Annotated in this window: 18 protein-coding genes; 6 read left to right on the top strand and 12 right to left on the bottom strand. The window is 60.4% G+C overall.

All coding sequences use genetic code 11. The annotated features are described in order from the left end of the window. Positions 1-38: 38 nt before the first annotated feature. The 10 genes from AACY19_RS21830 to AACY19_RS21875 all read right to left on the bottom strand — a co-directional run bounded on the left by AACY19_RS21830 (position 39) and on the right by AACY19_RS21875 (position 16,157). Positions 39-2,024, bottom strand: a complete 1,986-nt coding sequence (locus AACY19_RS21830; RefSeq protein ID WP_339453686.1) for a calcium-binding protein — start codon at positions 2,022-2,024, stop codon at positions 39-41. 155 nt (positions 2,025-2,179) lie between these two features. Then, positions 2,180-5,773, bottom strand: a complete 3,594-nt coding sequence (locus tag AACY19_RS21835) for a glycosyltransferase (RefSeq protein ID WP_339453687.1) — start codon at positions 5,771-5,773, stop codon at positions 2,180-2,182. Positions 5,774-5,881: 108 nt separating this feature from the next. Beyond that, entirely contained in the window at positions 5,882-7,450 is a 1,569-nt protein-coding gene (locus tag AACY19_RS21840) for a flagellar hook-associated protein 3 (RefSeq protein ID WP_339453688.1), read from the bottom strand. Between the two features lie 13 nt (positions 7,451-7,463). Further along, positions 7,464-9,509 carry a flagellar hook-associated protein FlgK gene (flgK, locus tag AACY19_RS21845; RefSeq protein ID WP_339453689.1) on the bottom strand — a complete coding sequence of 682 codons (2,046 nt, stop codon included), beginning with the start codon at positions 9,507-9,509 and terminating at the stop codon, positions 7,464-7,466. Positions 9,510-9,533: 24 nt separating this feature from the next. After that, the gene (gene flgJ, locus AACY19_RS21850) at positions 9,534-10,838 is read right to left on the bottom strand and encodes a flagellar assembly peptidoglycan hydrolase FlgJ (RefSeq protein ID WP_339453690.1); all 1,305 of its coding nucleotides are present in this window, start codon (positions 10,836-10,838) and stop codon (positions 9,534-9,536) included. A gap of 11 nt (positions 10,839-10,849) precedes the next feature. Then, positions 10,850-11,938 (bottom strand): flagellar basal body P-ring protein FlgI, encoded by a 1,089-nt coding sequence (locus AACY19_RS21855; RefSeq protein WP_011333019.1) that lies wholly within the window; start codon positions 11,936-11,938, stop codon positions 10,850-10,852. A 27-nt stretch (positions 11,939-11,965) separates the two neighbouring features. Then, on the bottom strand, positions 11,966-12,661 hold the full coding sequence (gene flgH / locus AACY19_RS21860) for a flagellar basal body L-ring protein FlgH (protein WP_095139341.1): 696 nt from the start codon (positions 12,659-12,661) through the stop codon (positions 11,966-11,968). A 52-nt stretch (positions 12,662-12,713) separates the two neighbouring features. Continuing rightward, entirely contained in the window at positions 12,714-13,499 is a 786-nt protein-coding gene (flgG, locus tag AACY19_RS21865; protein ID WP_339453691.1) for a flagellar basal-body rod protein FlgG, read from the bottom strand. Between the two features lie 45 nt (positions 13,500-13,544). Next, positions 13,545-14,285 carry a flagellar basal body rod protein FlgF gene (locus AACY19_RS21870; RefSeq protein WP_339453692.1) on the bottom strand — a complete coding sequence of 247 codons (741 nt, stop codon included), beginning with the start codon at positions 14,283-14,285 and terminating at the stop codon, positions 13,545-13,547. A 312-nt stretch (positions 14,286-14,597) separates the two neighbouring features. After that, positions 14,598-16,157 (bottom strand): sigma-54-dependent transcriptional regulator, encoded by a 1,560-nt coding sequence (locus AACY19_RS21875; RefSeq protein ID WP_339453693.1) that lies wholly within the window; start codon positions 16,155-16,157, stop codon positions 14,598-14,600. 323 nt (positions 16,158-16,480) lie between these two features. Here AACY19_RS21875 and phhA point away from each other — a divergent pair, with 323 nt between their 5' ends. The 6 genes from phhA to AACY19_RS21905 all read left to right on the top strand — a co-directional run bounded on the left by phhA (position 16,481) and on the right by AACY19_RS21905 (position 20,885). Then, a complete protein-coding gene (phhA, locus tag AACY19_RS21880) occupies positions 16,481-17,272 on the top strand; it encodes a phenylalanine 4-monooxygenase (RefSeq protein ID WP_194936404.1) in 792 nt (263 codons plus the stop codon). A gap of 117 nt (positions 17,273-17,389) precedes the next feature. Beyond that, complete coding sequence (locus tag AACY19_RS21885) at positions 17,390-17,746, top strand: 4a-hydroxytetrahydrobiopterin dehydratase (RefSeq protein ID WP_003222798.1); 357 nt, start codon at positions 17,390-17,392, stop codon at positions 17,744-17,746. After that, the gene (locus AACY19_RS21890; protein ID WP_339453694.1) at positions 17,746-18,939 is read left to right on the top strand and encodes an amino acid aminotransferase; all 1,194 of its coding nucleotides are present in this window, start codon (positions 17,746-17,748) and stop codon (positions 18,937-18,939) included. The genes AACY19_RS21885 and AACY19_RS21890 overlap by 1 nt, the downstream gene beginning before the upstream one ends. A gap of 261 nt (positions 18,940-19,200) precedes the next feature. Next, on the top strand, positions 19,201-19,332 hold the full coding sequence (locus AACY19_RS21895) for a hypothetical protein (protein WP_339453695.1): 132 nt from the start codon (positions 19,201-19,203) through the stop codon (positions 19,330-19,332). Between the two features lie 71 nt (positions 19,333-19,403). Then, on the top strand, positions 19,404-19,586 hold the full coding sequence (locus AACY19_RS21900; RefSeq protein ID WP_003222790.1) for a hypothetical protein: 183 nt from the start codon (positions 19,404-19,406) through the stop codon (positions 19,584-19,586). Between the two features lie 102 nt (positions 19,587-19,688). Next, positions 19,689-20,885, top strand: coding sequence for an MFS transporter (locus AACY19_RS21905; protein ID WP_339453696.1), 1,197 nt, complete (start codon positions 19,689-19,691; stop codon positions 20,883-20,885). On the opposite strand, the gene arfB is transcribed toward AACY19_RS21905, so the two are convergent. Further along, positions 20,882-21,295 (bottom strand): alternative ribosome rescue aminoacyl-tRNA hydrolase ArfB, encoded by a 414-nt coding sequence (gene arfB, locus AACY19_RS21910; protein ID WP_083366627.1) that lies wholly within the window; start codon positions 21,293-21,295, stop codon positions 20,882-20,884. The two genes, AACY19_RS21905 and arfB, sit on opposite strands and share 4 nt — an antisense overlap. A 143-nt stretch (positions 21,296-21,438) precedes the next feature. Then, positions 21,439-22,851: an amino acid permease gene (locus AACY19_RS21915; RefSeq protein WP_339453697.1), complete on the bottom strand. Its 1,413-nt coding sequence runs from the start codon at positions 22,849-22,851 to the stop codon at positions 21,439-21,441. Between the last annotated feature and the right edge of the window lie 788 nt (positions 22,852-23,639).

A 23,639-nucleotide genomic window follows, 5' to 3' on the forward strand; every position in this document is an offset into this window, starting at 1 on the left:
TTCATCCCTTTCCTTGAGCGAGGTCAACCGCTCAGCGATTAGCCGAACATGGCGAACGCATCACCGCTGGAAGGCAGATCGTAGGCCAGCCCGTCAGCAGTCTGGATATGCTCGATGTTGTTGAAGCCGGCGTACCAACCCGCCAGTTTCACGCCGCCGCTCGGCACACCGGTGCTGCCATCATTGGCGCTGTGCAGGTAAGCGTCGTTGCCGATGCGGGTGACGTTGAGCTGGCTGGCGTTGGCAACCGTGTTGAGGATCAAGGTGTCATTCAGATCCCCGCCCTCATCCTGAATCGTCACCAGCCCGGTGGTGTTGACCACGTAGGTGTCATCGCCCTGACCGCCATAGGCGCTGCCGCCAGAGGTCGACTGGCCGGCCAGATTGAGGATCAACAGGTCGTTGCCCTCGTCACCGAACAACATGAAGTTGCGCCCCGTGCCGGTGAGGACGTCGTTGCCCTCGCCACCCCGAGCCTGACCACCGACCATGGTGATGGTGTCATTGCCTTCATCACCGCTGGCGCTACTGGTCGTATCAAAGGCATCGCTGACGATGACGTCATCACCCGCGCCTCCCGACAGCCAATCAGAGTTGTAGCCTTGCGTATCGAGCCCGGACGCCAGTCCGCCATAAATGTGGTCGTTGCCGTCACCCCCGTAGATCATGTCGAAGCCAGCTCCACCCTCGAGAATGTTATCGCCCGAATCGCCATACAACTGATCACCGAACTGGCTGCCGCGCAGGCCTTCGATATCAATGTAGGTGTGATAGAGCGCGTCACCGCTTTTAGGGCCCCAATTGAGAGAGGCCGTCAACCCTTCCTCGCTGTCTGCATAACTGACAATGTCGATGCCGGCGCCGCCATTCAACACATCCCATCCCTTGCCACCGGACAACACATCATTGCCGGCCCCCGAAACGATGATGTTGCTCTCATCATTGCCATAGCCGATGAAGTCGCCAGTGCCGGTGTAGGTCAGGTTTTCAACGAACGCGCCGAGGCGCATCTGCGACAGGCTGGTGTAAACCTGGTCGGTACCACCCATGTAACCCTCGATTTCCTCCAGGGTCACACCACTGCTGTTGATGGTGTAGGTGTCATCGCCCATGCCACCGGCCAATGTCAGGCCGCTCGAGTTGGCGGTGAAATGGTCGGCGCCTGACGAGCCGATCACTTTCTCCACATTCAACAGGCGCGAGCCTGCGCCGACTTCAACACTCACTGCGTCTAACGAGCTGCGATAGCTCACCGTGTCATAACCATCGGCACCATCAATGACCATCGCCTGGTCGGCGGGCTGATTGAGATAGATCAGGTCATCGAAGCCTGAGCCCTCTATGGCTTCGATACCGGTGAAGGTGTCACCGTTGGCAATGGTCAGCCCGTCGAAGTTGGCGTAGTCATTGACCCTTACCCCTTCAAGACTGTCGCTGTAGCTGACCGTGTCGTAGCCATCGCCACCGACGAAGTGGTCGGCACCGGCGCCGCCCCACAGCCAGTCGTTGCCGGCGCCAGCGACGATCTCGTTGTCGGTTTCGCTGCCGTAAGCCTTGAAATCGCCGGCGCCGGTGAAGGTCAGCTTCTCGACGTGCGCGCCCATTTTGATGCTGTTGAGGCTGGTGCGCAGTTCGTCGTAGCCACCCCAGTACTCTTCGATGACGGTCACGTCCTCGGCGCTGACGATGTACAGATCGTCACCACTGCTGCCCTCCAGCGTTACACCCCCCACGGCACTGGTGAACGTATCATTGGCAAAGGTCCCAACGATCTTCTCCACCCCCACCAGCGTATCAAGCTTGCCGTCAGGCCCGGCGACCGTGGCTGCGCCATTGACCAGCTCGACGCTGATCCCCGAGGTGATTGCGTAATAGTTCACGGTGTCGAAGCCGTCCCCGCCGTCGAGCACGTCCGATCCTGCACTTGCCAGCAGGACATCATCCGACGCCAGTCCGTAGAGTTCGTCATTGCCGTCAGAGCCCAATAGCACGTCCGCTTCACTCGTTCCATTCACGATTGTCATTGCATCTTCCTTGCAGGGTGGTTGAAACCGGATTCGTCAGTGAGGGCGCTGCCTGTCCAGACCGCGTTCCCTCGCGTGATCGACTCGAACAAATAAACGAACCTGCAAAAAAGGCGACCCGAGAGATCGCCTTCCTGTGCAGCCTTGCGAACAGATCAATCCGCCAACCAGCCATTTTCCCAGTAGCGCAGGTTGTCGCCACGCAACACGTAGTCGCGCATCACCACCTCGTGCAAGTCGTCGCCCATGCGATAGCTGGCGTCCGGATCGGCCAGGTGCATGCGGATCGCTTGCAGCCACTCATCGGTGCTATTGGTCTTGACCCGCGTGCACGGCAGGTAGCCTTGATAGGCTTCGGTGTCGGTGCAGATCACCGGGAAACCGCAGGCGCCGTACTCCAGTAGACGCAGGTTGCTCTTGCAGTCGTTGAAAATGTGGAATTCCAGCGGCGCCAGGGCCAGATCGAGATTCAGACTCGCCAGCTTCGCCGGGTAGACGTCCAGCGGGATCACCCCGTGGAATTCATGCATGTACGGCCGCAGGTCATCCGGGCACATGCCGAAGAACACCCAGTCGACTTCGTTGGCGAGCTCGCGCACGACATCGGCAATCACTGCCAGGTCGCCGTGGTGGCTGGTGCCGCCGCCCCAGCCGACGCGGGGCTTCCTGGAAGTCCGGCGCTTGCCGCGCAGGCCGGTCCAGAGGTGCTTGGCGAGCATGTTCGGGACAACACGAATGTCGTGATGCATGTCCGACAGCGCATTGGCCAGTGGCTGGGTCGACACCACCACGCGGTCACACAGGCCGATGGCCTGACGCACCATGCGCTCCATCTCGTGCTTGTTGGGCATGTTGCGGATATGCGCGTTGCGATGGGGCACGTCGATCACATAGTCGTCCAGCTCAAAGATGCGCCGGGCATTGCAGAACTTCTTCAGCGGCGGAATTTCGTCGATGGCGCCTTGCGAGTAGCGCCCTTGCAGGACGATGACGTCCGGCGACTGCCGCTCGATTTCAATGAGCGACGGCAAGCCATAACGAATACAGCCTTCGGCGCGGTTGGCCGCTTGCAGTTCGATCAGCGGCTGACTCATGCGGTAGTGACCAATCGCCGAGGCGTTGATCGGCACGGCGAGTACGTTGGGTAATTGCGGTCGGGAAAATGCCGTCCAACCGGTGCGCAAGCCCGGCTCAAGGCTGAAGCTCGTCGCACCGACACCCTGCAAGGACAGGTTGACGTTGAACGCCGGATCACGGGCAATGCGCGGCAGCCAGCGCTTGTAGAAGGTCTCCTGCTCATGCACGTGCTGCTGACCTTCCTCAGCTGTCGCCTCTACGTTTGGCCGTGCCCCTTGGGCCAGCAAGGCATAAGGCGTCCACACCACCAGATAGCCTTCCTGGCCGATGCGCAGACACAGGTCGACGATATTCAGCGCCTGCTTCAAATCCTGTTCGTCGAGCCCGGCGACCGACTCGAAAACAGTCTTGCGCACCATCACGCAGTCACCGCCGACGGCACTCAGGTCGTGGGTCGCCTGCAGCCGGAACATGTAGCCGTCGGCCTGTAGCGACTGCCCATAAAACGGCAAGCCGACCGCGCCTTGCAACCCGAGGATCATCCCGGCGTGCAACACGTAACCGTCGGGATTGAACAACTTGGCGCCGACCACGCCGACTTCCGGGCGCTGCGCCTGATTGAGCAACTCGTCGAGCCAGTCGGTGTGGGTGATCACTGCGAAGGTGTTGAGCAGCAACACGTACTCGCCACGGGCCTGGGTCACCGCAAAGTTATGCAATGCCGCCATGTTGTCGTGCTGTGGGTAACGCAGCACGCGAATCCGCTCGCCACCCAACTGCGCCATGCCGTCCAGCCATGCCAGCGCCTCGGCGCTTTCACTGCCGTTGTCGACCAGCAACAGCTCGTATTCCGAGTAGGCGGTTTTTTCCAGCAGCGTCTCGACACAGCGCTGCAAGGCAGCCGTCTGGTCGCGGGTGACGATGATGATCGACACCCGCGGCCGCCGGGCGTGCCGATAGTCGACCCGATTGAGCAATTCGCAACTGCCCCGGCGGATGTCGTGGGCAATGCCCATGCGGTGCAAATGCGCTTCGAGCACTCGCGGGTTCTGTTCGAGCACCGTCGGCTCGGCCAGCCATGCGGACAGATCGAATGGCGATTCCAGCAGGACTTCGGCAACGTGTCCAACCACTTGCGTACCGTCGCTCTCGACCATGCGCCACAGCATGTCGTGAGGCGCCAGCACGGCGAACGTCACGTCGAAACCGCCGAGTGCGAGGAAGCGTTCACGCTGGAACGCCAGGGTACGTCCGACGTAGGGGTAACTGCGCATCAGGTCAAGGTTGAAATCGGGTTTGAACGCTGGCTCGGCGGACTCGCCATCGCGCAGACTGCCTTCATCGCTGTACACGCACGTCAGCGCTGGCGAATGGGCAATCCGGTCAGCCATGACCAGCAATGCCGGCACCACCAGACGATCACCGGCCTGCAACAGGTAAAACCAGTCGGCGCCTTCCAGTTGCGGCAACAGCGCGTTGATCTGCTCCAGGCCGTTGTCCTGCAACGGCATACGAAACACCCGCCCGTCCAGCGTTGCCTCGGTGCAGTCGGCGGACAACAGCAGAATCAGCTCCGGCGGATAGTCTTGGGCTGCAAGGGCTGACAACGTGCGCTCGACGCCATCGCGACTGCCTTGAGCATCAATGATGATTGGCACGATCCGCGGCTGCTGTGGCCAGGCCGCAAGGGTTTCCGGCAGTACCTTGCGCTGGCCTTCAGTAAGGCTGCGGCATTCGAGCCAGCGGGCATAAAGCTCGGCAAAGCTCCAGCTGTCGATACCGACACACCATTCCTGGCGACTCTGTTTGGTGCCGAGAGTGCGGCTCAACGGCAACTCTTCCCAGACCCGCGGCGACTCGTCAGCCCTGGTCAACGGAACGTAGCGAACCCAACCCGGTGCCGGCGCGGATTCACCGCTGCGGGCCTTGAGCATTTGCAAAATCCACTCACGCTCGACCTCAACCGCATCCTTCATCGGTTGCTGCGCACTCAGGCGCTCCGGATAGAGCCGCTCGGCACTGAGCACGTTGTTCGACACCGCCACATTGCCGCGCCGCATCAGGCAGATATACAGGGCGAAATCCAGAGTCGCGACGAAGCAGTGGCCATCCTGAGTCAGAGCCGGCAACAACTCGGCGACATCCGCACGACGGAACAACGCGTTGGTAAAACCACCGAGCACATTGACCGGGAATTTTTCAAAGATGCCCAGCAGGTCATCGCCCTTGAACAGGCCGCTGAGCGGTGACAGCGAAGTGTTTTCCAGACGCGCCGGCAAGATGATGTCGTCGGCATCCCAGAACAGTCGCTGCGCCAGCACCAGGCTGACTTCCTCGCGCACCATCTCGTGCGCCTGCTGCTCGATGCAGGCGGCGTAGAGGTGATCGTCGTCACACAGGAACTTGATGAATTCGCCTTGCGCCTGCTCAAGGCAAGCCTTGAGGTTGCCGACCATGCCCAGGGTCCGTGGGTTGCGCACATAGCGCACGGCAACGCCGGACTGCTCGGCCACGGCCGCGACAATCCCTTCGATCTGCGGGCCACGGCTGTCGTCGCAGACAATGATTTCAAGGGGCGCGTAGGTCTGGCTGACAGCACTGTTCAATGCCCGCTCGAAAAAGCGCGGATTGAAGGCGGGAATGACGAGGCTGACAAGAGGAAGTGAATTCACGGCGGGCTCACAGGCGGTATGAGCCCGCTCGGCAAAGCGAGCCCTAGGTACCGCGAAAAAACATGACTGAGGGACAGGGCAAACGGGCGCTCACGCGCCCGTTGCGGGTCAGATCTTGTTGAACAGACCCAACTGGCTGATCTTGCTGAACGCCAATTGCGAGGCCTGCAGCATGGTCTGTTGCAGGGTCAGGCGGGTCATCACTTCAGCAGGGTCGGAGTCGCGGATCGAACCTTGAGTGGTCGTGTTCGCGGTGCTCAGGCTGTCATTGGTGATGGCCTGCATGTCCAGCGCCTGACCACGGGCACCGATCTCGGTCACCGCTGTGCCAATCTGGTTGCTGGCCGCATCGATGTTGCCGAGGCCCGCTTCCATCGCGCCCTGGAATTTCTGCTTGGCCACCGGATCACCATCAATCGGCGTGTTCAGGGCGGTGATCATCTGACCGAGGGTGTCGAGGACGTTCTGGGTCTGGTGATCGTTCGATTGGATCGAGAACTGATCGCCCGCTGCCGGGGCCGCACCCAATGCGAAAGTGACACCGGCGGCGGTCGCGTTGCTACCCACGACAGTGCCCGAGGACACAGGCTTGCTGTCAGCGGTCACTGGCGCCGCATACAGATCGAATGCGGTGGCGCTGGTGAACTTGAGGACGGCCCCGCCCTGCGGGAATGCTGCGGTGTAGGCTGCCTGATCGGTGATGCTGGAACCGGTGATCACAGCGCTCGACGGGTTGCCCGGGTTACGCGTGGTGGTGAACGAGTCCGGCGCGGTCGACAGCTGGAAGCTGTGGCCGGCGATGACGGCATCCGGGTTGGTGTCACCGGTCTTCAGGTTGATGTTCAGCTTCATGTCGACGCCACGGAAGCTGACCGTCTGGTTGGCGCCGCTGCTGTTGCTGACCAGACCGTTCTGGCTCGCTTCAGCGGTGACGTCGTTGCCCAGGGCATCGGTAATCTGCAACTGGGTGCTGCTGATGAAGCTGACGGTGTACGGCTGGCCAGCAGTGAACTTGGAATCATAGGTGGCGGCGGTGCCCACGGTGCCGTTGGACAGCACGACGCGACCGTCATCAACGGCCGGCGCGGTCATGGTGACGTTGGTGCGCGCGGTGTTGATGGTCTGCTGGAAAGCCGTCCAACCGGTGGTGTTGGTGCCGACAGTCATGCCGTCGCCAATGCCCAGGTTGATCGTGGTCTGGTCACCGTTGTAGGTGTAGGTGCCATCGGCATTCTGCGAATACGGCGCGGTGTCGGTTTTCGAACCGGAGAACAGGTAGTTGCCGTTGGCATCCTTGGCGTTCATCAAGCCCAGCACTTGTTGCTGGATCTGACCGAGTTCCGAAGCGTATGCCTGGCGATCCTTGTCGGTGGCCGTGCCGTTGTTGGCGGCGAGGGCGAGTTCCTTGGCACGGGCCAACGCGGTGGTGATGGATTCCAGCGTGGATTCCTGCACGGTCAACGAACTTTTGGTGGTGTCGACGTTGGTCTTGTACTGATCCAGCATCGCGGCCTGCTGGCCCAATTGCAGCAAACGACCGGCGCCGATCGGATCATCCGCAGCGGTATTGATGCGCTGCAGGCTGCTCGCCTCGCTGGCGGTGGCAACAGCCTTGTTGAAGTTACGCTGATAGTCCGACGCTTGCGTTCCGTAATACTGGGCGGTGGAAATGCGCATGAATTACGACTCCTTAAAGGCTGTTGATCAGCGTGGCGAAAGTTTCCTGCGCAGCTTTGATGATCTGCGAAGACGCTGTGTAGTACTGCTGATACTTGACCAGATTGCCGGTTTCTTCATCCAGGTTGACCCCGGACAGCGAATCGCGGGCACCTTTGGCGTTATCCAGAATCGCTGTAGTGGCGGCGCTGTCGGACTTGCCCTGGGCAGTCTTGGTGCCGACGTTGGTCACCAGTTTGTTGTAGGCGTCGGTCAGGCTGATGCCCTTGCTCGCCGAACCGGTGTCGACGGTCTGCTTGGTTTGCAGGCCAACCAACGCCTGCGCGTTGCGGTTGTCCGAAGACGCCGCACCGGTCAGGTTCATGGTGAAGGTTTCGCCGGACTTCGGCGTGCCACCAACGGTGGTCTGCACGGTGAAGGTCTTCTGCACGTTCGGGATGACGGTGGTGTCCATCACCGGATTGCCGCTGGCATCGACGATGCCGACTTTCAGGTTCAGCGTGTTCGCCTGGCCAGGCACGATGGTGCCGGTGCCGATGGTCGCGCCCTTGGCGTCGACCAGATTGTACGACTGGCTGCCGCCGCTGGCCGCGCCGAACACCAGTTTGACCGGGGTCGAATTCTTCAGCGCCGCCTGCATGTCAGCCTGCGCGGTCGGGTTGTAGATGTTGATCGTGTCGCTCAGCGTCGGCTGGGTGAACGTCCCCAAACCGTTGGCGCTGGCCACGCCGGTCAGCGGGCCGGCAGCAGCGATTTTCTTCGGATCGGTAAGCACGGTCTGAATGCTTGCCGCCGCCCCACGGGTCGGGGTGATCTTGAAGCTGTCACCGGCGCTCAGCGCACCGCCATTGAGCGCGAGGCTGAAGCCGTCGATCACCGGAGGCGGGTTGGTGGTGGTGCTGAACGTGCCCAGGTCGGTGCCGTCGGAACGCTTGACGGTGTAGTCGGTGGCGCTGGTGAACGTCACCTGATAATCGCTGGTGGTGAGCTTGCCGGTGTCCTTGATGGTGACATCGAGGTTACCTGAGCCGGCGCTGTTGCCATCCTTCGCAATGCTGCGCTGACTGATCAGCGCGGCACTGTTGATGTTGTTGAAAATCGCCGCGCCGAAGTCACCGTTCTTGTCGATGCCCTGGGCTTGCTGGCTGTTGATCTGGTCAGCGACCACCAGTGCGACACGACCGAGTTCGTTGAGCGACGGGTCGAGGACTTCTTTGCGATAGGTCAGCAGGCCGCCGATTTCGCCACCGGTCATCGCCGAGGTGATGTCGATGGTGCTCGAACCGCGATCCATCTGGATGCCCATGCGCGATGGATCATCCTTGAGCGGCACGGTGCTCAGGGTGTTGGTGGTGTTACCGATGACCAGTGGCTGACCACTGCCGACATACACGTCGAAACTGGTGCCGCGCTCGACCACTTGCGCACCGACCAGCTCGGACAACTGACGGACCGCTTCGTTACGGGTGTCGAGCAAGTCGTTCGGGGCACCGCCACTGGTGGAAATCTCACCGATCTTCTGGTTGAGACTGGCAATCGAGGTGGCCAGCTTGTTCACCTGGGCCGCCATGTCGCCAAGGCTGCCATTGATGGTGGAGTTCTGGTCGTTGAGCTGCTTGGCGATGGTGTTGAAGCGATTGGTCAGTGCCTGCGCGCCGGTCAGCACCGATTGACGGGAGGTGTCATCGGTGGCCGAGGTCGAAACACCCTGCATCGAGGTGAAGAATTTTTGCAGCACGCCGGTCAGGCCGGTGTTGGTGTCCGACAGCATCGAGTCCAGCGGCGTGGCTTGTTTCAGGAACGAAGCCGACTCGCTGTCGAGCGAAGTCGCGGTGCGCAACTGGCTTTCCAGGTACGAGTTGTAGACCCGGCGCACGTCAGCCAGGGTCGTGCCTGTGCCGATGAAGACGGTGCCGAACTGCTGCGAGGACTTGGTGCCCTGCACGGTTTGCTGACGCGAATAACCGGCGGTGTCGACGTTGGCAATGTTGTTGCCTGTCGTAGCCAAAGAGGACTGGCTGGCCGACAGTCCCGACATCCCGATATTGAGCAAACTCATGGTTCAGACCTTATACCTTGTGCCTTATAAAGGCGTGGTGGATACACCCGCCGCAGCGTAGTTTTGGAAACTGTTCATCTGCTTGGCAATCTGCGAAATCTTTGTCGCGTAGTTCGGGTCGGTGGCGTAACCGGCCTTTTGCAACTCACGCACAAACTGTTCTGGGTTATCGGCAGACTTCACGACATCTTGATAGCGATTATTGCTCTGCAGCAACGTCACCAGATCGTGGAAGCTGTCCTTGTACGAGGCGTAGGAACGGAACTGGGCCGTCTCCTTGACCATCTGCCCGTCGCGGAACTCGCTGGTGATTGCCCGGGCCGAATCGCCCTTCCAGTTGGCGCTCGCCTTGATGCCGAACAGGTTGTGACTGCTGCTGCCATCCTGGGCGCGCATGACCGATTTGCCCCAACCGGTTTCCAGCGCAGCCTGGGCCACCAGATAACGCGGATCGACGCCGATACGGTCGGCGGCTTCCTTGGCCATCGGCAGCATGGTGTTGACGAATTCGTCGGCCGAGCTGAAGGCTTTCTTTGCCGGTGCCAGCGGAATTTGTGCCATGGCGCGACCATAAACCTGCATTTGCCCGCCGGCAGCTTTTTCGCTTTCGGCGCGGGCCAGCCAGTCGCCGTTGTACAACGGACCGGAGCCCGTCGCGACAGCGTGAGTGGCATGCGGCAACAGGGTATTGGGCGCTGGTGTGGCATTGGTCGTGGCCGAAGGCACCAGACCGGCGAGCAAGCGATCCGCGAGTTTGGGCGGCAATGCCAGGCGACGCTTGTTGATCATCGCCATGTCATTGCTGTGGGAGACGTCGGCGCTGTTCGACACACGCCCGGAACGCGAAGCCCACAGCGGACGCTCGCCATTGACGCGCGACAACGGGCCATTGACGGCGGTCGTGCCAGCAGCAATCGGCGTGGCCACGGCAGCGGCTTTCGCCCTGGCTTCTTCCTGCTTGGCGGCGGACGCAGCAGCAGCCTCACCCGGCGCCAGCGGTTTGTTCTTCTGCATCTGGCGCAACAGCACGTCAGCCAGACCAATACCACCGCCCTCGCGGGACATGGAAACGGCCAATTGCTGGTCAGCCATTTCCTGATATTGCTTGGCGGCCGGCGTGTTGAGCGGATTGTCCTGACCGAGAGTCTCGGTGGCCGAACGCATCGACTTGAGCATTTCCCCGATGAACAACGATTCGAATTCCTGCGCAACCTTGCGCATGTTCGCATCACTGTTCTTGTCGCCGACCTTGAGCTGATTCAGACGATTGAGGTCGGAGTACGACCCCGAATCACCCGTGTCAACCAGACTGCCTTTGCGCATATCCATGGTGGTCGTCCTCAGATCACGATCAGGTCGGCTTGCAATGCGCCGGCCTGCTTCAGTGCTTCGAGGATCGCCATCAAGTCACCCGGTGCCGCGCCGACCTGGTTCACCGCACGCACGATCTCGTCGAGGGTGGTGCCCGGGCCGAACTTGAACATCGGTTTGGCTTCCTGCTCGGCATTGACGCGCGAGCGCGGCACCACAGCGGTCTGTCCGTTGGACAACGGGCCAGGCTGGCTGACGATAGGGTCTTCGGTGATGGTCACGGTCAGGCTGCCGTGGGTGACGGCGGCCGGCGAAACCTTGACGTTCTGGCCGATGACGATGGTGCCGGTGCGCGAGTTGATGATGACTTTCGCCACCGCCTGACCCGGATCGACTTCGAGGTTTTCCAGGATCGACAAGTAGTCGACACGCTGGCTCGGATCGAGCGGCGCAGTCACACGGATCGAGCCGCCATCAATCGCTTGAGCGACGCCAGGGCCGAGCATGTCGTTGATCTTGTCGACGATGCGCTTGGCGGTGGTGAAGTCGGAGCGGTTGAGGTTCAGCGTCAGGCTGTTGCCCTGGTTGAAACCGCTCGGCACCGAACGCTCCACCGACGCACCGCCGGGAATACGACCGGCCGAGGGAACGTTGACCGTGATCTTCGAACCGTCACGACCTTCGGCATCGAAACCACCGACCACCAGGTTGCCCTGGGCGATGGCGTAGACGTTGCCGTCGATACCCTTGAGCGGGGTCAGCAACAAGGTGCCGCCGCGCAGGCTCTTGGAGTTACCGATGGAAGACACGGTGATGTCGACCTGCTGACCCGGCTTGGCGAACGCCGGCAGATCGGCACTGACCGACACCGCCGCGACGTTTTTCAGCTGCACGTTGCCCGATCCCGGCGGCACCTTGATGCCGAACTGCGAGAGCATGTTGTTGAAGGTCTGCAGGGTGAACGGGGTTTGCGTCGTCTGGTCGCCGGTGCCGTTAAGCCCGACCACCAGGCCGTAACCGATCAACTGGTTGGAACGCACACCGGAAATACTGGCGATGTCTTTCAATCGCTCGGCGTGGGCACCAAAGGCTGCGGACATCAGGGCCGCCGCCAGCATGAAGCTTTTCAGATTCAACGTAGCCACCTAGAAAGGGAACAGCGGGCTGAGGAAGAAACGGTCGAACCAGCCTGGCTGACTCGTATCGGCGAACGCGCCGGTACCCGAATAGGTGATACGGGCATCGGCGACGCGGGTCGACGACACTGTGTTGTCAGTCGCGATGTCATCAGCGCGGACCATGCCGGCAATGCGCACCAGTTCGTCACCAGTATTGAGGGTCAGCCACTTCTCGCCGCGCACAGCGATGATGCCGTTGGGCAACACGTCGGCGACGGTCACAGTGATCGAACCGGTCAGGCTGTTGCTCTGCCCCGATTTTGCGTCACCCTTTGTCGAGCGATCAGCGCTGTAGCCGGCGTTAAGGCTCAGGTCACCGCCACCAATCGGATTGTTGGTCGTCAGGCTGGAGCCGAACAGCGAGGTCAGACCGATCGAGTTGTCGCTGTTCTTGTCCATCTGCGAGTTGGCGTTTTTGCTCGCCTGCGTGCGCTCGTTCAGGGTAATGGTGATGATGTCACCGACACGGAACGCCTTGCGGTCGCTGTACAGATTCTGCTCGAAGCCGGCCTGATAGATCGAGCCATTGTTGGCCGCTGCCGGCAACGGCGTGCGCGGCAACACCGGAGCATAGTAAGGGTCATTGGGCTTGGGCGTCGGTGCGACGCAGCCCGCGAGCGAGACGACCCCACCCAATGCCAGAACAGATACGAAGCGTTTCATGACCCTACCTCACGGTGTTGCAGGCAGCCTCAGGGCCACCCCATAGACTTGATTACAGATTCTGCGTTACGAACGAGAGCATCTGGTCGGCGGTGGAGATCACCTTGGAGTTCATCTCGTAGGCGCGCTGAGTGGTGATCATGTTGACCATCTCTTCAACGGTGCTGACGTTGGAACTTTCCAGGGTGTTTTGCAGCGTGGTGCCGAAACCGTTCAGGCCTGGGGTGCCGATTTGCGGCGCGCCGGAAGCAGCGGTTTCCAGGAACAGGTTGTTGCCCACGGCTTGCAGACCGGCCGGGTTGATGAAGTCGGCGGTTTGCAGGTTGCCGATCACCTGTGCAGCCGGGTTGCCCGGAACAGTGATGGACACGGTGCCGTCAGTGCCGACGGTGAAGCTCTGCGCGTTGTTCGGGATCACGATGGCCGGCTCCAGCGCGAAACCGCTGGCGTTGACGATCTGGCCGTTGGAGTCGAGGTGGAAGGTGCCGTCGCGGGTGTAGGACGTGGTGCCGTCCGGTTGCAGGATCTGGAAGAAACCGCGACCGTCGATGGCCATGTCCAGCGGCTGCTCGGTGGTTTGCAGGCTGCCGGCGGTGAAGTTTTTCTGCGTGCCGACAATGCGCACACCGGTACCCAGTTGCAGACCCGACGGCAGTTCGCTGTCCTGGGTCGACTGAGCGCCAGGCTGACGCTTGATCTGGTACAGCAGGTCCTGGAACTCGGCGCGGTCACGTTTGAAACCCGTGGTCGAGACGTTCGCCAGGTTGTTGGAAATGGTGGTCAGGTTGGTGTCCTGGGCGGACAGACCGGTTTTGGCAACCCATAGAGCCGGAAGCATTCGATTCTCCTCGTGCGCCTGTTTTACGGCGCGACGTTCTGATAATTAGCTGATCTGCAAGACCCGAGCCATGGCCTGGTCGTCGTCTTTGGCGGTGTTCATCATCTTGACGTGCAATTCGAACTGCTTGGCCAGGGCCAGCACCGACGTCATTTCTTCCACGGCGTTGACGTTGCTCGACTCAAGGAATCCCGACACCAGTTTGACGTTGGCATCGGCCGGCGCAGGCTGGCCGTCCTTGGTGTAAATCGAGCCGTCGAGGCCTTTGTTCATATTCTTGATGTCCGGGTTGACCAGCTTGATCCGGTCGACTTCCGCCATGACGCGCGGGCCTTCGCCCATCGCACGAATACTGATGGTGCCGTCTTCACCGACTTCGACCTGCTGCTCTGGCGGCACGGCAATCGGCCCGCCATTGCCGAGCACCGGCATGCCGTTGCCGGCGCGCAGTACGCCGAGGGCGTCGATATTGAGGCTGCCGGTGCGCACGTAGCTTTCACCGCCGTTAGGGTTCTGCACGGCGATAAAACCGTTGCCGGTCACCGCAACGTCGAGGTCACGACCGGTCTGCACCAGCGAGCCCGGCGTGAAGTCGGTGGCCGGACGTTCGCTCATCGCAAACGCACGCGCCGGAAAGCTGTCACCAAACACCGGCATCGAACGCGCCTGCTCCAGGTCGCGCTGAAAACCGTTGGTAGAGATGTTCGCCAGGTTGTTGGCATGAGCCTTTTGCGCCAGTGCGTTCTGGCTGGCGCCGGTCATTGCCACATAAAGGTACTTGTCCACACTCTTTCCTCTGCATGCCGGACGTTTGCCGCCCACCGCTGTACTGCTGAGCCATAAGCAATTTGCAGACCAACTTTTTTCTGGCGGTGCGAGACCCGGTAAACAAAGGACTTGGAGGATTTTGCGGGGAAACTGGAAATGTATCGAAGTCGAAAAACCGGCGGTGTTATGCCGGTAGGTGGCAATGTCTGGCGCTAAGGTTGCCTGGACTATCGCTTTCGCGAGCAGGCTCGCTCCCACATTTGAAATGCATCCCCCTATGGGAGCGAGCCTGCCCGCGAAGAGGCCATTACAGACAATACATCCCGTGAGCTACAACCCGGTTTTACCGACTTCATATTCGCGCAGCTTATTGGCAATCGTCGTGTGCGAAACCCCGAGCCGCTTGCCCAACTGCCGACTGCTCGGATGCTCGGAATACAAGCGCTCCAGTACGGCTTTCTCGAAGCGCCCGACAATCTCGTCCAACCCGCCCTCCAGAGAAAAATCGCCAAGCGGCTGACGCACACCGTAATCCGGCAAACGAATATGCTCGGCCTTCACCGTGCCGCCGTCGCACAGCGACACCGCCTGGAACAACACGTTTTCCAGTTGCCGCACGTTGCCCGGCCAGTGGTAATGGCTGAGCCGGTCCATCGCCGCCGGGGCCAGTTTCGGCAGTGAACAACCGATCTGCCGACTGGCCTGATCGAGAAAGTGTTCGACCAGCGGCGTCAACCCGTCGAGGCATTCGCGCAGCGGCGGGATATGCAGGGACAGCACGTTCAAGCGGTGATACAAATCCTGGCGAAACTCGCCCCGTGCGCAGAGCTCGGACAAATCGACCTGAGTCGCGCAGATCACTCGCACATCCAGATATACCTCTTCATCACTGCCGACGCGACGGAAGCAGCCGTCCTGCAGAAAGCGCAACAGCTTCACTTGCAGACGCGGACTCATTTCGCCGACGCCATCGAGGAACAACGTGCCGCCCGCCGTCAATTCCAGCAGGCCGAGCTTGCCTTCGGCGCGCGCCCCTTCAAAGGCACCAGGGCCGTAGCCGAACAGTTCGGTTTCGGCCATTGATTCCGGCAAACCTGCGCAATTGAGCGCCATCAGCGGCGACTGCCCGCGCGGGCTGGCGAGGTGGCAGGCGCGTGCGAGCAACTCTTTACCCGTTCCGGTTTCACCTTCAATCAATAGCGGCGCGTCGAGGGGCGCCATGCGCCGCGCCTCGCGCACCACCGCTGCCATGACTTTCGAGCTCTGGAAAATGCTGTCGAAGCCGCGCAACTCCTGCTTGCGCACATTGTAGATACGCTCACCAACGCGATCCGCTCGATGCAGGGTCAACACGGCGCCGGCCATGGCTTCGCTGTCGTCGTGTTCCGATTGCAGCGGGGCGATGTCGGCGAGAAAGATGTCGCCCTTGACCTTGACGCGCATGCCGTTGATCCGCGATTTATTGGCACGCACCAGTTCCGGCAAGTCGAAATCTTCGGCGTAGCGTGACAAAGGAATGCCCGGCACTTCATCGACCCGCACCCCCAGCAACTGCGCCGCCGCGCGGTTGGCCGCGACAATCGAGCCGCCCATGTCGATCGACAACACCGGAAACTCCAGCGCGCCGAGCAAGGCGTTCAGCTCCATATGCCGCCGCTCGCTCGGCATCAACCCGACCCGCTTGACGCCGAACACCCCGGCAATCGCCTCGAACTTGGGACGCAGTGCCTGAAACTGGATGTTGATGAGGTTCGGGCAGTGCAGGTAAATCGCATTGCCATGCTCACCACCGACCTCGCCGCGCGCGACGTTGATCCCGTATTCCACGAGCAGATTGAGGATGTCGCGCAGGATGCCGATGCGGTTCTGGCAATGGACTTTGATGCGCATAGAAAAGACCCGACGATAAAAAAGTAAGGGCTGGACACGATCCCACAGGGAAAAATACCGAGCCCGATGGCGGCGCATGACCCGACTTTTCTGTCGAGGCGCGCAGATAGTTGTCAAGATTATGTGACAGTAGCCGAGCTTTTCAAACTTGCGAATCGCCGCAAATACGAGATACCGCCTAAAGTGTAACGATTATTTTACGAAATCCAGAGAAACTTCCTACGCACGCCCCGCTCAACTTACTGCACAGCGCCACGCTCTCGGGTAATTCTTGGTCCATCGCTGGACATAACAAGAACGAATTCCCCTAGCAGGAGAGCAGTATGAAGCAGACGCAATACGTGGCCCGCGAGCCCGATGCGCAAGGTTTTATCGACTACCCCGCCGAAGAACACGCGGTGTGGAACACGCTGATCACTCGCCAGTTGAAAGTGATCGAAGGGCGTGCCTGCCAGGAATATCTGGACGGTATCGAAAAACTCGGTCTGCCCCACGACCGCATTCCGCAACTGGGCGAGATCAACAAGGTACTCGGTGAGACCACCGGCTGGCAGGTCGCCCGTGTCCCGGCGCTGATACCCTTCCAGACCTTTTTTGAATTGCTCGCCAGCAAGCAGTTTCCCGTCGCTACCTTTATCCGCACCCGCGAAGAACTGGACTACCTGCAAGAGCCGGATATTTTCCACGAGATCTTTGGTCATTGCCCGCTGCTGACCAACCCGTGGTTCGCCGAATTCACCCACACCTACGGCAAGCTCGGCTTGCAAGCGACCAAGGAAGAACGCGTCTACCTGGCGCGCCTGTACTGGATGACCATCGAGTTCGGCCTGGTCGACACCCCGCAAGGCAAACGCATCTACGGCGGCGGCATTCTGTCTTCGCCAAAAGAAACTGTTTATTCGCTGTCGGACGAGCCCGAGCACCAGACCTTTGACCCGCTCGAAGCGATGCGCACGCCGTACCGCATCGACATTCTGCAACCGCTGTACTTTGTCCTGCCGAACCTCAAGCGTCTGTTCGACGTGGCCCATGAAGACATCATGGCCATGGTTCGCCAGGGCATGCAGCTGGGTCTGCACGCACCGAAATTTCCGCCGAAACCGAAAGCCGCGTGAACCGCGACTTTTGCTGACAATTGAGCCTGTCCGTCGCCGTCACTTTGGTTTAGCGTGACGGCATTGACGGCTCAAACGCTTTAATAAAAAAAACACACTCGATTTCAGGAATACACCATGTCCACTTTGAACCAAGCCCACTGCGAAGCCTGCCGCGCCGATGCGCCACAAGTCAGCGACGAAGAACTGCCGATCCTGATCAAGCAGATCCCTGACTGGAACATCGAAGTACGCGACAGCATCATGCAACTGGAGAAAGTTTTCCTGTTCAAGAACTTCAAGCACGCACTGGCGTTCACCAACGCGGTCGGCGAGATTTCCGAGGCCGAAGGTCACCACCCGGGCCTGCTGACCGAGTGGGGCAAAGTCACCGTGACCTGGTGGAGCCACTCGATCAAAGGCCTGCACCGCAACGACTTCATCATGGCCGCGCGCACTGACGAAGTGGCCAAGACCGCAGAAGGACGCAAGTAATGCATTTCGACGCCATCGGCCGGGTACCCGGCGACCCGATCCTCGGCTTGATGGAGGCCTATGCGCAGGACACCAACCCGCGCAAGTTCGACCTCGGCGTTGGCGTCTACAAGGATGCCCAAGGCCTGACACCGATCCCCGAAGCGGTGAAAATCGCCGAAGCGCGACTGGTCGAAAGCCAGGACACCAAGACCTACATCGGTGGCCACGGCAACCCGCTGTTCGGCAAAGTCATCAACGAGCTGGTGCTCGGCGCCGACTCGAAGCTGATCGCCGAGCAACGTGCCGGCGCCACTCAAACACCGGGCGGCACCGGTGCCCTGCGTCTGGCGGCTGACTTCATCGCTCAGTGCCTGCCGGGCAAGGGCGTATGGTTGAGCAACCCGACCTGGCCAATCCACGAAACCATTTTCGCCGCGGCCGGGATCAAGGTCAGTCACTACCCGTATGTGGGCAGCGACAACCGCCTCGACGTCGACGCCATGCTCGCCGTGCTCAACGAAGTGCCGAAGGGTGACGTGGTGCTGCTGCATGCGTGCTGCCACAACCCGACCGGTTTTGACTTGAACCACGACGATTGGCAACGCGTGCTCGACGTGGTGCGCCACCGTAACCTGCTGCCGCTGATCGACTTTGCCTACCAGGGCTTTGGCGAGGGTCTGGAACAGGATGCGTGGTCGACGCGGCTGTTCGCAGCGCAAGTTCCCGAGCTGCTGATCACCAGCTCCTGCTCGAAGAACTTCGGCCTGTATCGCGACCGCACCGGTGCGCTGATTGTCTGCGCGAAAAGCGCCGACAAGCTCCTCGACATCCGCAGTCAACTGGCCAACATCGCCCGCAACCTGTGGTCGACGCCACCGGATCACGGCGCGGCAGTGGTCGCGACCATCCTCGCCGACCCGGAGCTGAAAGCGCGCTGGGCCGATGAAGTGGAAGCCATGCGTCTGCGTATTGCGCAACTGCGCAGCGGTCTGGTCGAAGCGCTGGAACCGCACGGCTTGCGCGAGCGTTTTGCACACATCGGCGTGCAACGCGGGATGTTCTCCTACACCGGCCTGTCGCCGGAGCAGGTGAAGCAACTGCGTGAGCAGCACAGCGTATACATGGTCAGCTCCGGTCGGGCGAACGTCGCCGGCATCGACGCCACGCGCCTTGCACTGCTGGCTCAGGCTATCGCTGACGTCAGCCAATAGTCCGAGCACCGCAACTCCCTGTGGGAGCGGGCTTGCTCGCGAAGGCGGCGTGTCATTCAACAACCAGGTTGCCTGACACACCGCCTTCGCGAGCAAGCCCGCTCCCACTTTTGTCTGGCGGTGAGCTGTGCCCCTGCGGCCATCTGTCGCATTATTTTGAATTAAAAGTCTGATTGTCATTTTTCCTGCTGTATCCTTCGCAGGCTTTCTAAAAGCGCGGATCTACCAGATCTATCAACAGACTTAGCGAGGAGCGCAACCATGCACGAGATTCCTAATCTCCCCTTCCCAAGCCTGCACGTACCTGAGCAGACGACCACGCAACAAGCCGGCGCCGAACAGCCCGAGCCGAAAGAAGCCGTTGAGAGCCGCCCGGCCGACAACGAAGAGTAAGACCCGTCGTACAGACCGTGTGGAAAGCGCTAACATGCGCTTTCCACACTGCCTGAAACCTCGAGCCCGCCATGACCGACGAATTCTCTGAAAGCCAAGCTGCCGTCCTGATCGGTGCCACCGAGAAAATGATCGAAATCTGGAACCGCCTCTCGCCAGAGAAGCAAGCCGCCCTGCTCGCCCGTTTCGGCAGCGAAGAAAACGCTCTCGCCGCCCTGGTCACCACGCAACTGGTTGCACCCGCCAAGCCCTGAACTCGCCGCCCGACAAATAGTTTTACTTTTCCCGCCCCAGCGTCGTCCGCGCCGGTATCATAAGCAGCCTATCTAATCTGCCGTTCCCGTGGATCGTTACCCATGTCGTCCTCTATGCCACCCCAGCGCCCCCTGGCGGTTACGCTGCAAGTCGTTTCCATCGTCCTCTTCACCTTTATCGGCTACCTGAACATCGGCATCCCGCTCGCCGTGTTGCCGGGTTACGTGCACAGCGACCTCGGTTTTGGCGCGGTGATCGCCGGGCTGGTGATCAGCGTGCAATACCTCGCCACCCTGCTCAGTCGTCCCTACGCTGGCAAGATCATCGATAACCAGGGCAGCAAGCGTGCGGTGATGATTGGCCTCGCCGGCTGCGGTTTGAGCGGCGTGTTCATGTTGATTTCGGCGTGGACACCGAACTTGCCGATGCTCAGCCTGATCAGCCTGCTGATCGGTCGACTGGTGCTGGGCAGCGCCGAAAGCCTGGTGGGTTCAGGCTCGATTGGCTGGGGCATCGGCCGGGTGGGCGCGGCCAACACGGCCAAGGTGATTTCCTGGAATGGCATCGCCAGTTACGGCGCACTGGCGGTCGGCGCACCCTTCGGCGTGTGGCTGGTCGCTCAGTTGGGTTTGTGGAGCATGGGCGTCAGCATCATCTTGCTGGCCGTGCTTGGCCTGGCGCTGGCGTGGCCGAAAACCGCCGCACCGATTGTGGCCGGTGAACGTCTGCCGTTCATCCATGTGCTCGGCAAAGTGTTTCCCCACGGCTGCGGTCTGGCGCTGGGCTCGATTGGTTTCGGCACCATCGCCACCTTCATCACCTTGTATTACGCCACCCAGCATTGGGAAAACGCCGTGCTGTGCCTGAGCCTGTTCGGCGCCAGCTTCATCGGCGCACGCCTGCTGTTCGGCAACCTGATCAATCGTCTCGGCGGCTTCCGCGTGGCGATTGCCTGCCTGTCGGTGGAAACCCTTGGTTTGCTGTTGTTGTGGCTGGCGCCCGATGCACATTGGGCGCTGGCCGGTGCGGCGTTGAGCGGTTTCGGATTCTCGCTGGTATTCCCGGCGCTCGGCGTGGAGGCGGTGAACCTGGTGCCGGCCTCCAGCCGTGGCGCGGCAGTCGGCGCCTATTCACTGTTCATCGACTTGTCGCTGGGGATCACCGGGCCGTTGGCCGGGGCCATTGCGGCAGGATTCGGCTTTGCCTCGATCTTCCTTTTCGCGGCCATTGCAGCGTTGAGCGGTCTGGCGCTGAGCGTGTACCTGTACAAACACACGGCCAAATACCGCGAAGACTAGAAATCCACTTTGCCACGTCCGGCCTTGATGCTGCCGCGCTTGGTTTTCGACTCCAGCCGGCGCTTCTTTGAACCGAGGGTCGGCTTGGTCGGGCGGCGTTTCTTTTCGACTTTGGTGGCGCTGAGGATCAGCTCGACCAGACGCTCCAGCGCGTCGGCGCGATTGGCTTCCTGCGTGCGGTATTGCTGGGCCTTTAGGATCAACACGCCGTCGCTGGTGATGCGACTGTCGCGCAGCGCCAGCAGCCGCTCCTTGTAAAATTCAGGCAAGGACGAGGCCGGAATGTCGAAGCGCAGGTGCACAGCGCTGGAGACCTTGTTGACATTCTGCCCACCGGCGCCCTGGGCGCGAATGGCCGTCAATTCGATCTCGGCATCCGGCAGATGCACATTGTTGGAAATCACCAGCATGGAAAAGCGTCCGTATTCAGAGCGTGCAGGATACCTTGATTCAGACCTGCAGCCTGTTGGAGATCAAAACTGTGGGGGTTTGTGTGAACCCTGAAAATGACAAACCCGGCACTTGGCCGGGTTTGTTGTTTCTGCGCGCGCGGTTACTTGGCGGTTGCAGGCAACGCATCTTGTGCGCTGCGCTTGTTCTTGATCACGTAGCAGACCCACATGAACACAACCCACACCGGAATCGCGTACACCGAGATCTGGATGCCCGGGATCAGCAGCATCACGCCCAGAATGAACGCCACGAACGCCAGGCAGATGTAGTTGCCGTAGGGGTACCACAGCGCTTTGAACAGCGGCGTCTGGTGGGTCTTGTTCATGTGCTGGCGGAACTTGAAGTGCGAGAAACTGATCATCGCCCAGTTGATCACCAGCGTCGCAACCACCAGCGACATCAGCAGTTCCAGGGCACTGTGCGGAATCAGGTAGTTCAGCAGCACGGCAATCACGGTCACTGCCGCCGAGGCCAGGATCGAACGCACCGGCACGCCGCGCTTGTCGATCTTCGCAAGGCCCTTCGGCGCATCACCCTGCTCGGCCATACCGAGCAGCATGCGGCTGTTGCAGTAGGTGCCGCTGTTGTACACAGACAACGCCGCCGTCAGTACCACGAAGTTGAGGATGTGCGCAGCGGTGTTGCTGCCGAGCATCGAGAACACCTGCACGAACGGGCTGCCGCTGTAGGAGTCGCCGGACGCGTTGAGGGTTTCCAGCAGGCTGTCCCATGGGGTCAGCGACAGCAGGATCACCAGTGCACCGATGTAGAAAATCAGGATGCGGTAGATCACCTGGTTGATCGCTTTCGGGATCACGGTTTTCGGCTTGTCGGCTTCAGCAGCGGTAAAACCGAGCATTTCCAGACCGCCGAAGGAGAACATGATGATTGCCATTGCCATCACCAGACCGCTGACGCCGTTGGGGAAGAAACCGCCGTGGGACCACAGGTTGCTCACCGAGGCTTGCGGACCGCCGTGGCCGCTGACCAGCAGGTAGCTGCCGAGTGCGATCATGCCGACGATGGCCACGACCTTGATGATCGCGAACCAGAATTCGGCCTCACCGAAGACTTTGACGTTGGCCAGGTTGATCGCATTGATCAGCACGAAGAAGGCTGCCGCAGAAGCCCACGTCGGAATGTCCGGCGCCCAGTAGTGAATGTATTTGCCGACCGCCGTCAGCTCCGACATGCCCACCAGAATGTACAGAATCCAGCAATTCCAGCCCGACAGGAAACCGGCGAAGCCGCCCCAGTACTTGTGCGCGAAATGGCTGAAGGAACCGGCCACCGGCTCTTCGACGATCATTTCGCCCAACTGGCGCATGATCATGAAGGCGATGAAGCCGCAGATGGCGTAGCCGAGGATCATCGACGGGCCGGCAGATTTGAGTACCCCGGCCGAGCCGAGGAACAATCCGGTACCGATCGCGCCACCGAGGGCGATCAGTTGAATATGGCGATTTTTCAGGCCGCGTTTAAGCGTACCTGATTGCGAGGGTTGTCCACTCATGAAAAAGGTCTCACGCAAGGTTTGATGATGTTCAGTAGACGTTGCTGCAAGGTTGCGATTTCAGGCAGCCCCGATCAAACCCCAGCGCAGGCACCAGGAGTTCAGCTCATTTACAACGGTCATGCGTCACCTGTTTGTTTTTATCTGTGACGAAATCGAACCCGAAACGCTTGTGGCGCCACGGAGTGAACAAGGCGGATAGCCTTGAGGTTTGCGCGATTACGCAGAGGGTCACAGTTAAAACGCGGCGCATTGTACACCGCTAACCCCCTGCTGCCAGACCCCGCTGGATCAGCGTGGCGGTTGCCGGGATTGCGTGTGTCCGCCACGAGTCGCTCGGGCGGCTGCAAAAATTGAGTCAGGCCTTTGCGGGCCTTCGACGCGGACGAGGAAAATCCCGTCCCACGCAGAGAAGTGGAGATCAGTCACGGCGTTCATTGCGCCTCCTTCTTGTTATGCACCTGCACGACAGGCATGGGGCGCATCTCACCCTTCCCGAGCCCCGGAAACAAGCGCGCCAAAGCCTCTCGCGGCGCGCTGACCCGCGGACTCCGGCAGCTTTTCCTTACACCCTCCCATGCGACGGTTGTCCATTGAGCTTTAACGAGGTTTTCGTAAATATTTCTTTACGATACGTAACGCAGAATTGCCAATTCAGAAATATCCTTATGACGTCTGCAAATTGACGGTAGCTAGCTTGCTAACTAAAAACGTCGCTTAGTTTTATGTTTTTAAATAAGAAAAACATCGCTCAAAAACAGAATAAAAAGTTTATTTAAATTTTAAAT

The sequence above is a fragment of the Pseudomonas sp. EA_5y_Pfl2_R50 genome (assembly GCF_963970475.1).
Lineage (GTDB): Bacteria > Pseudomonadota > Gammaproteobacteria > Pseudomonadales > Pseudomonadaceae > Aquipseudomonas.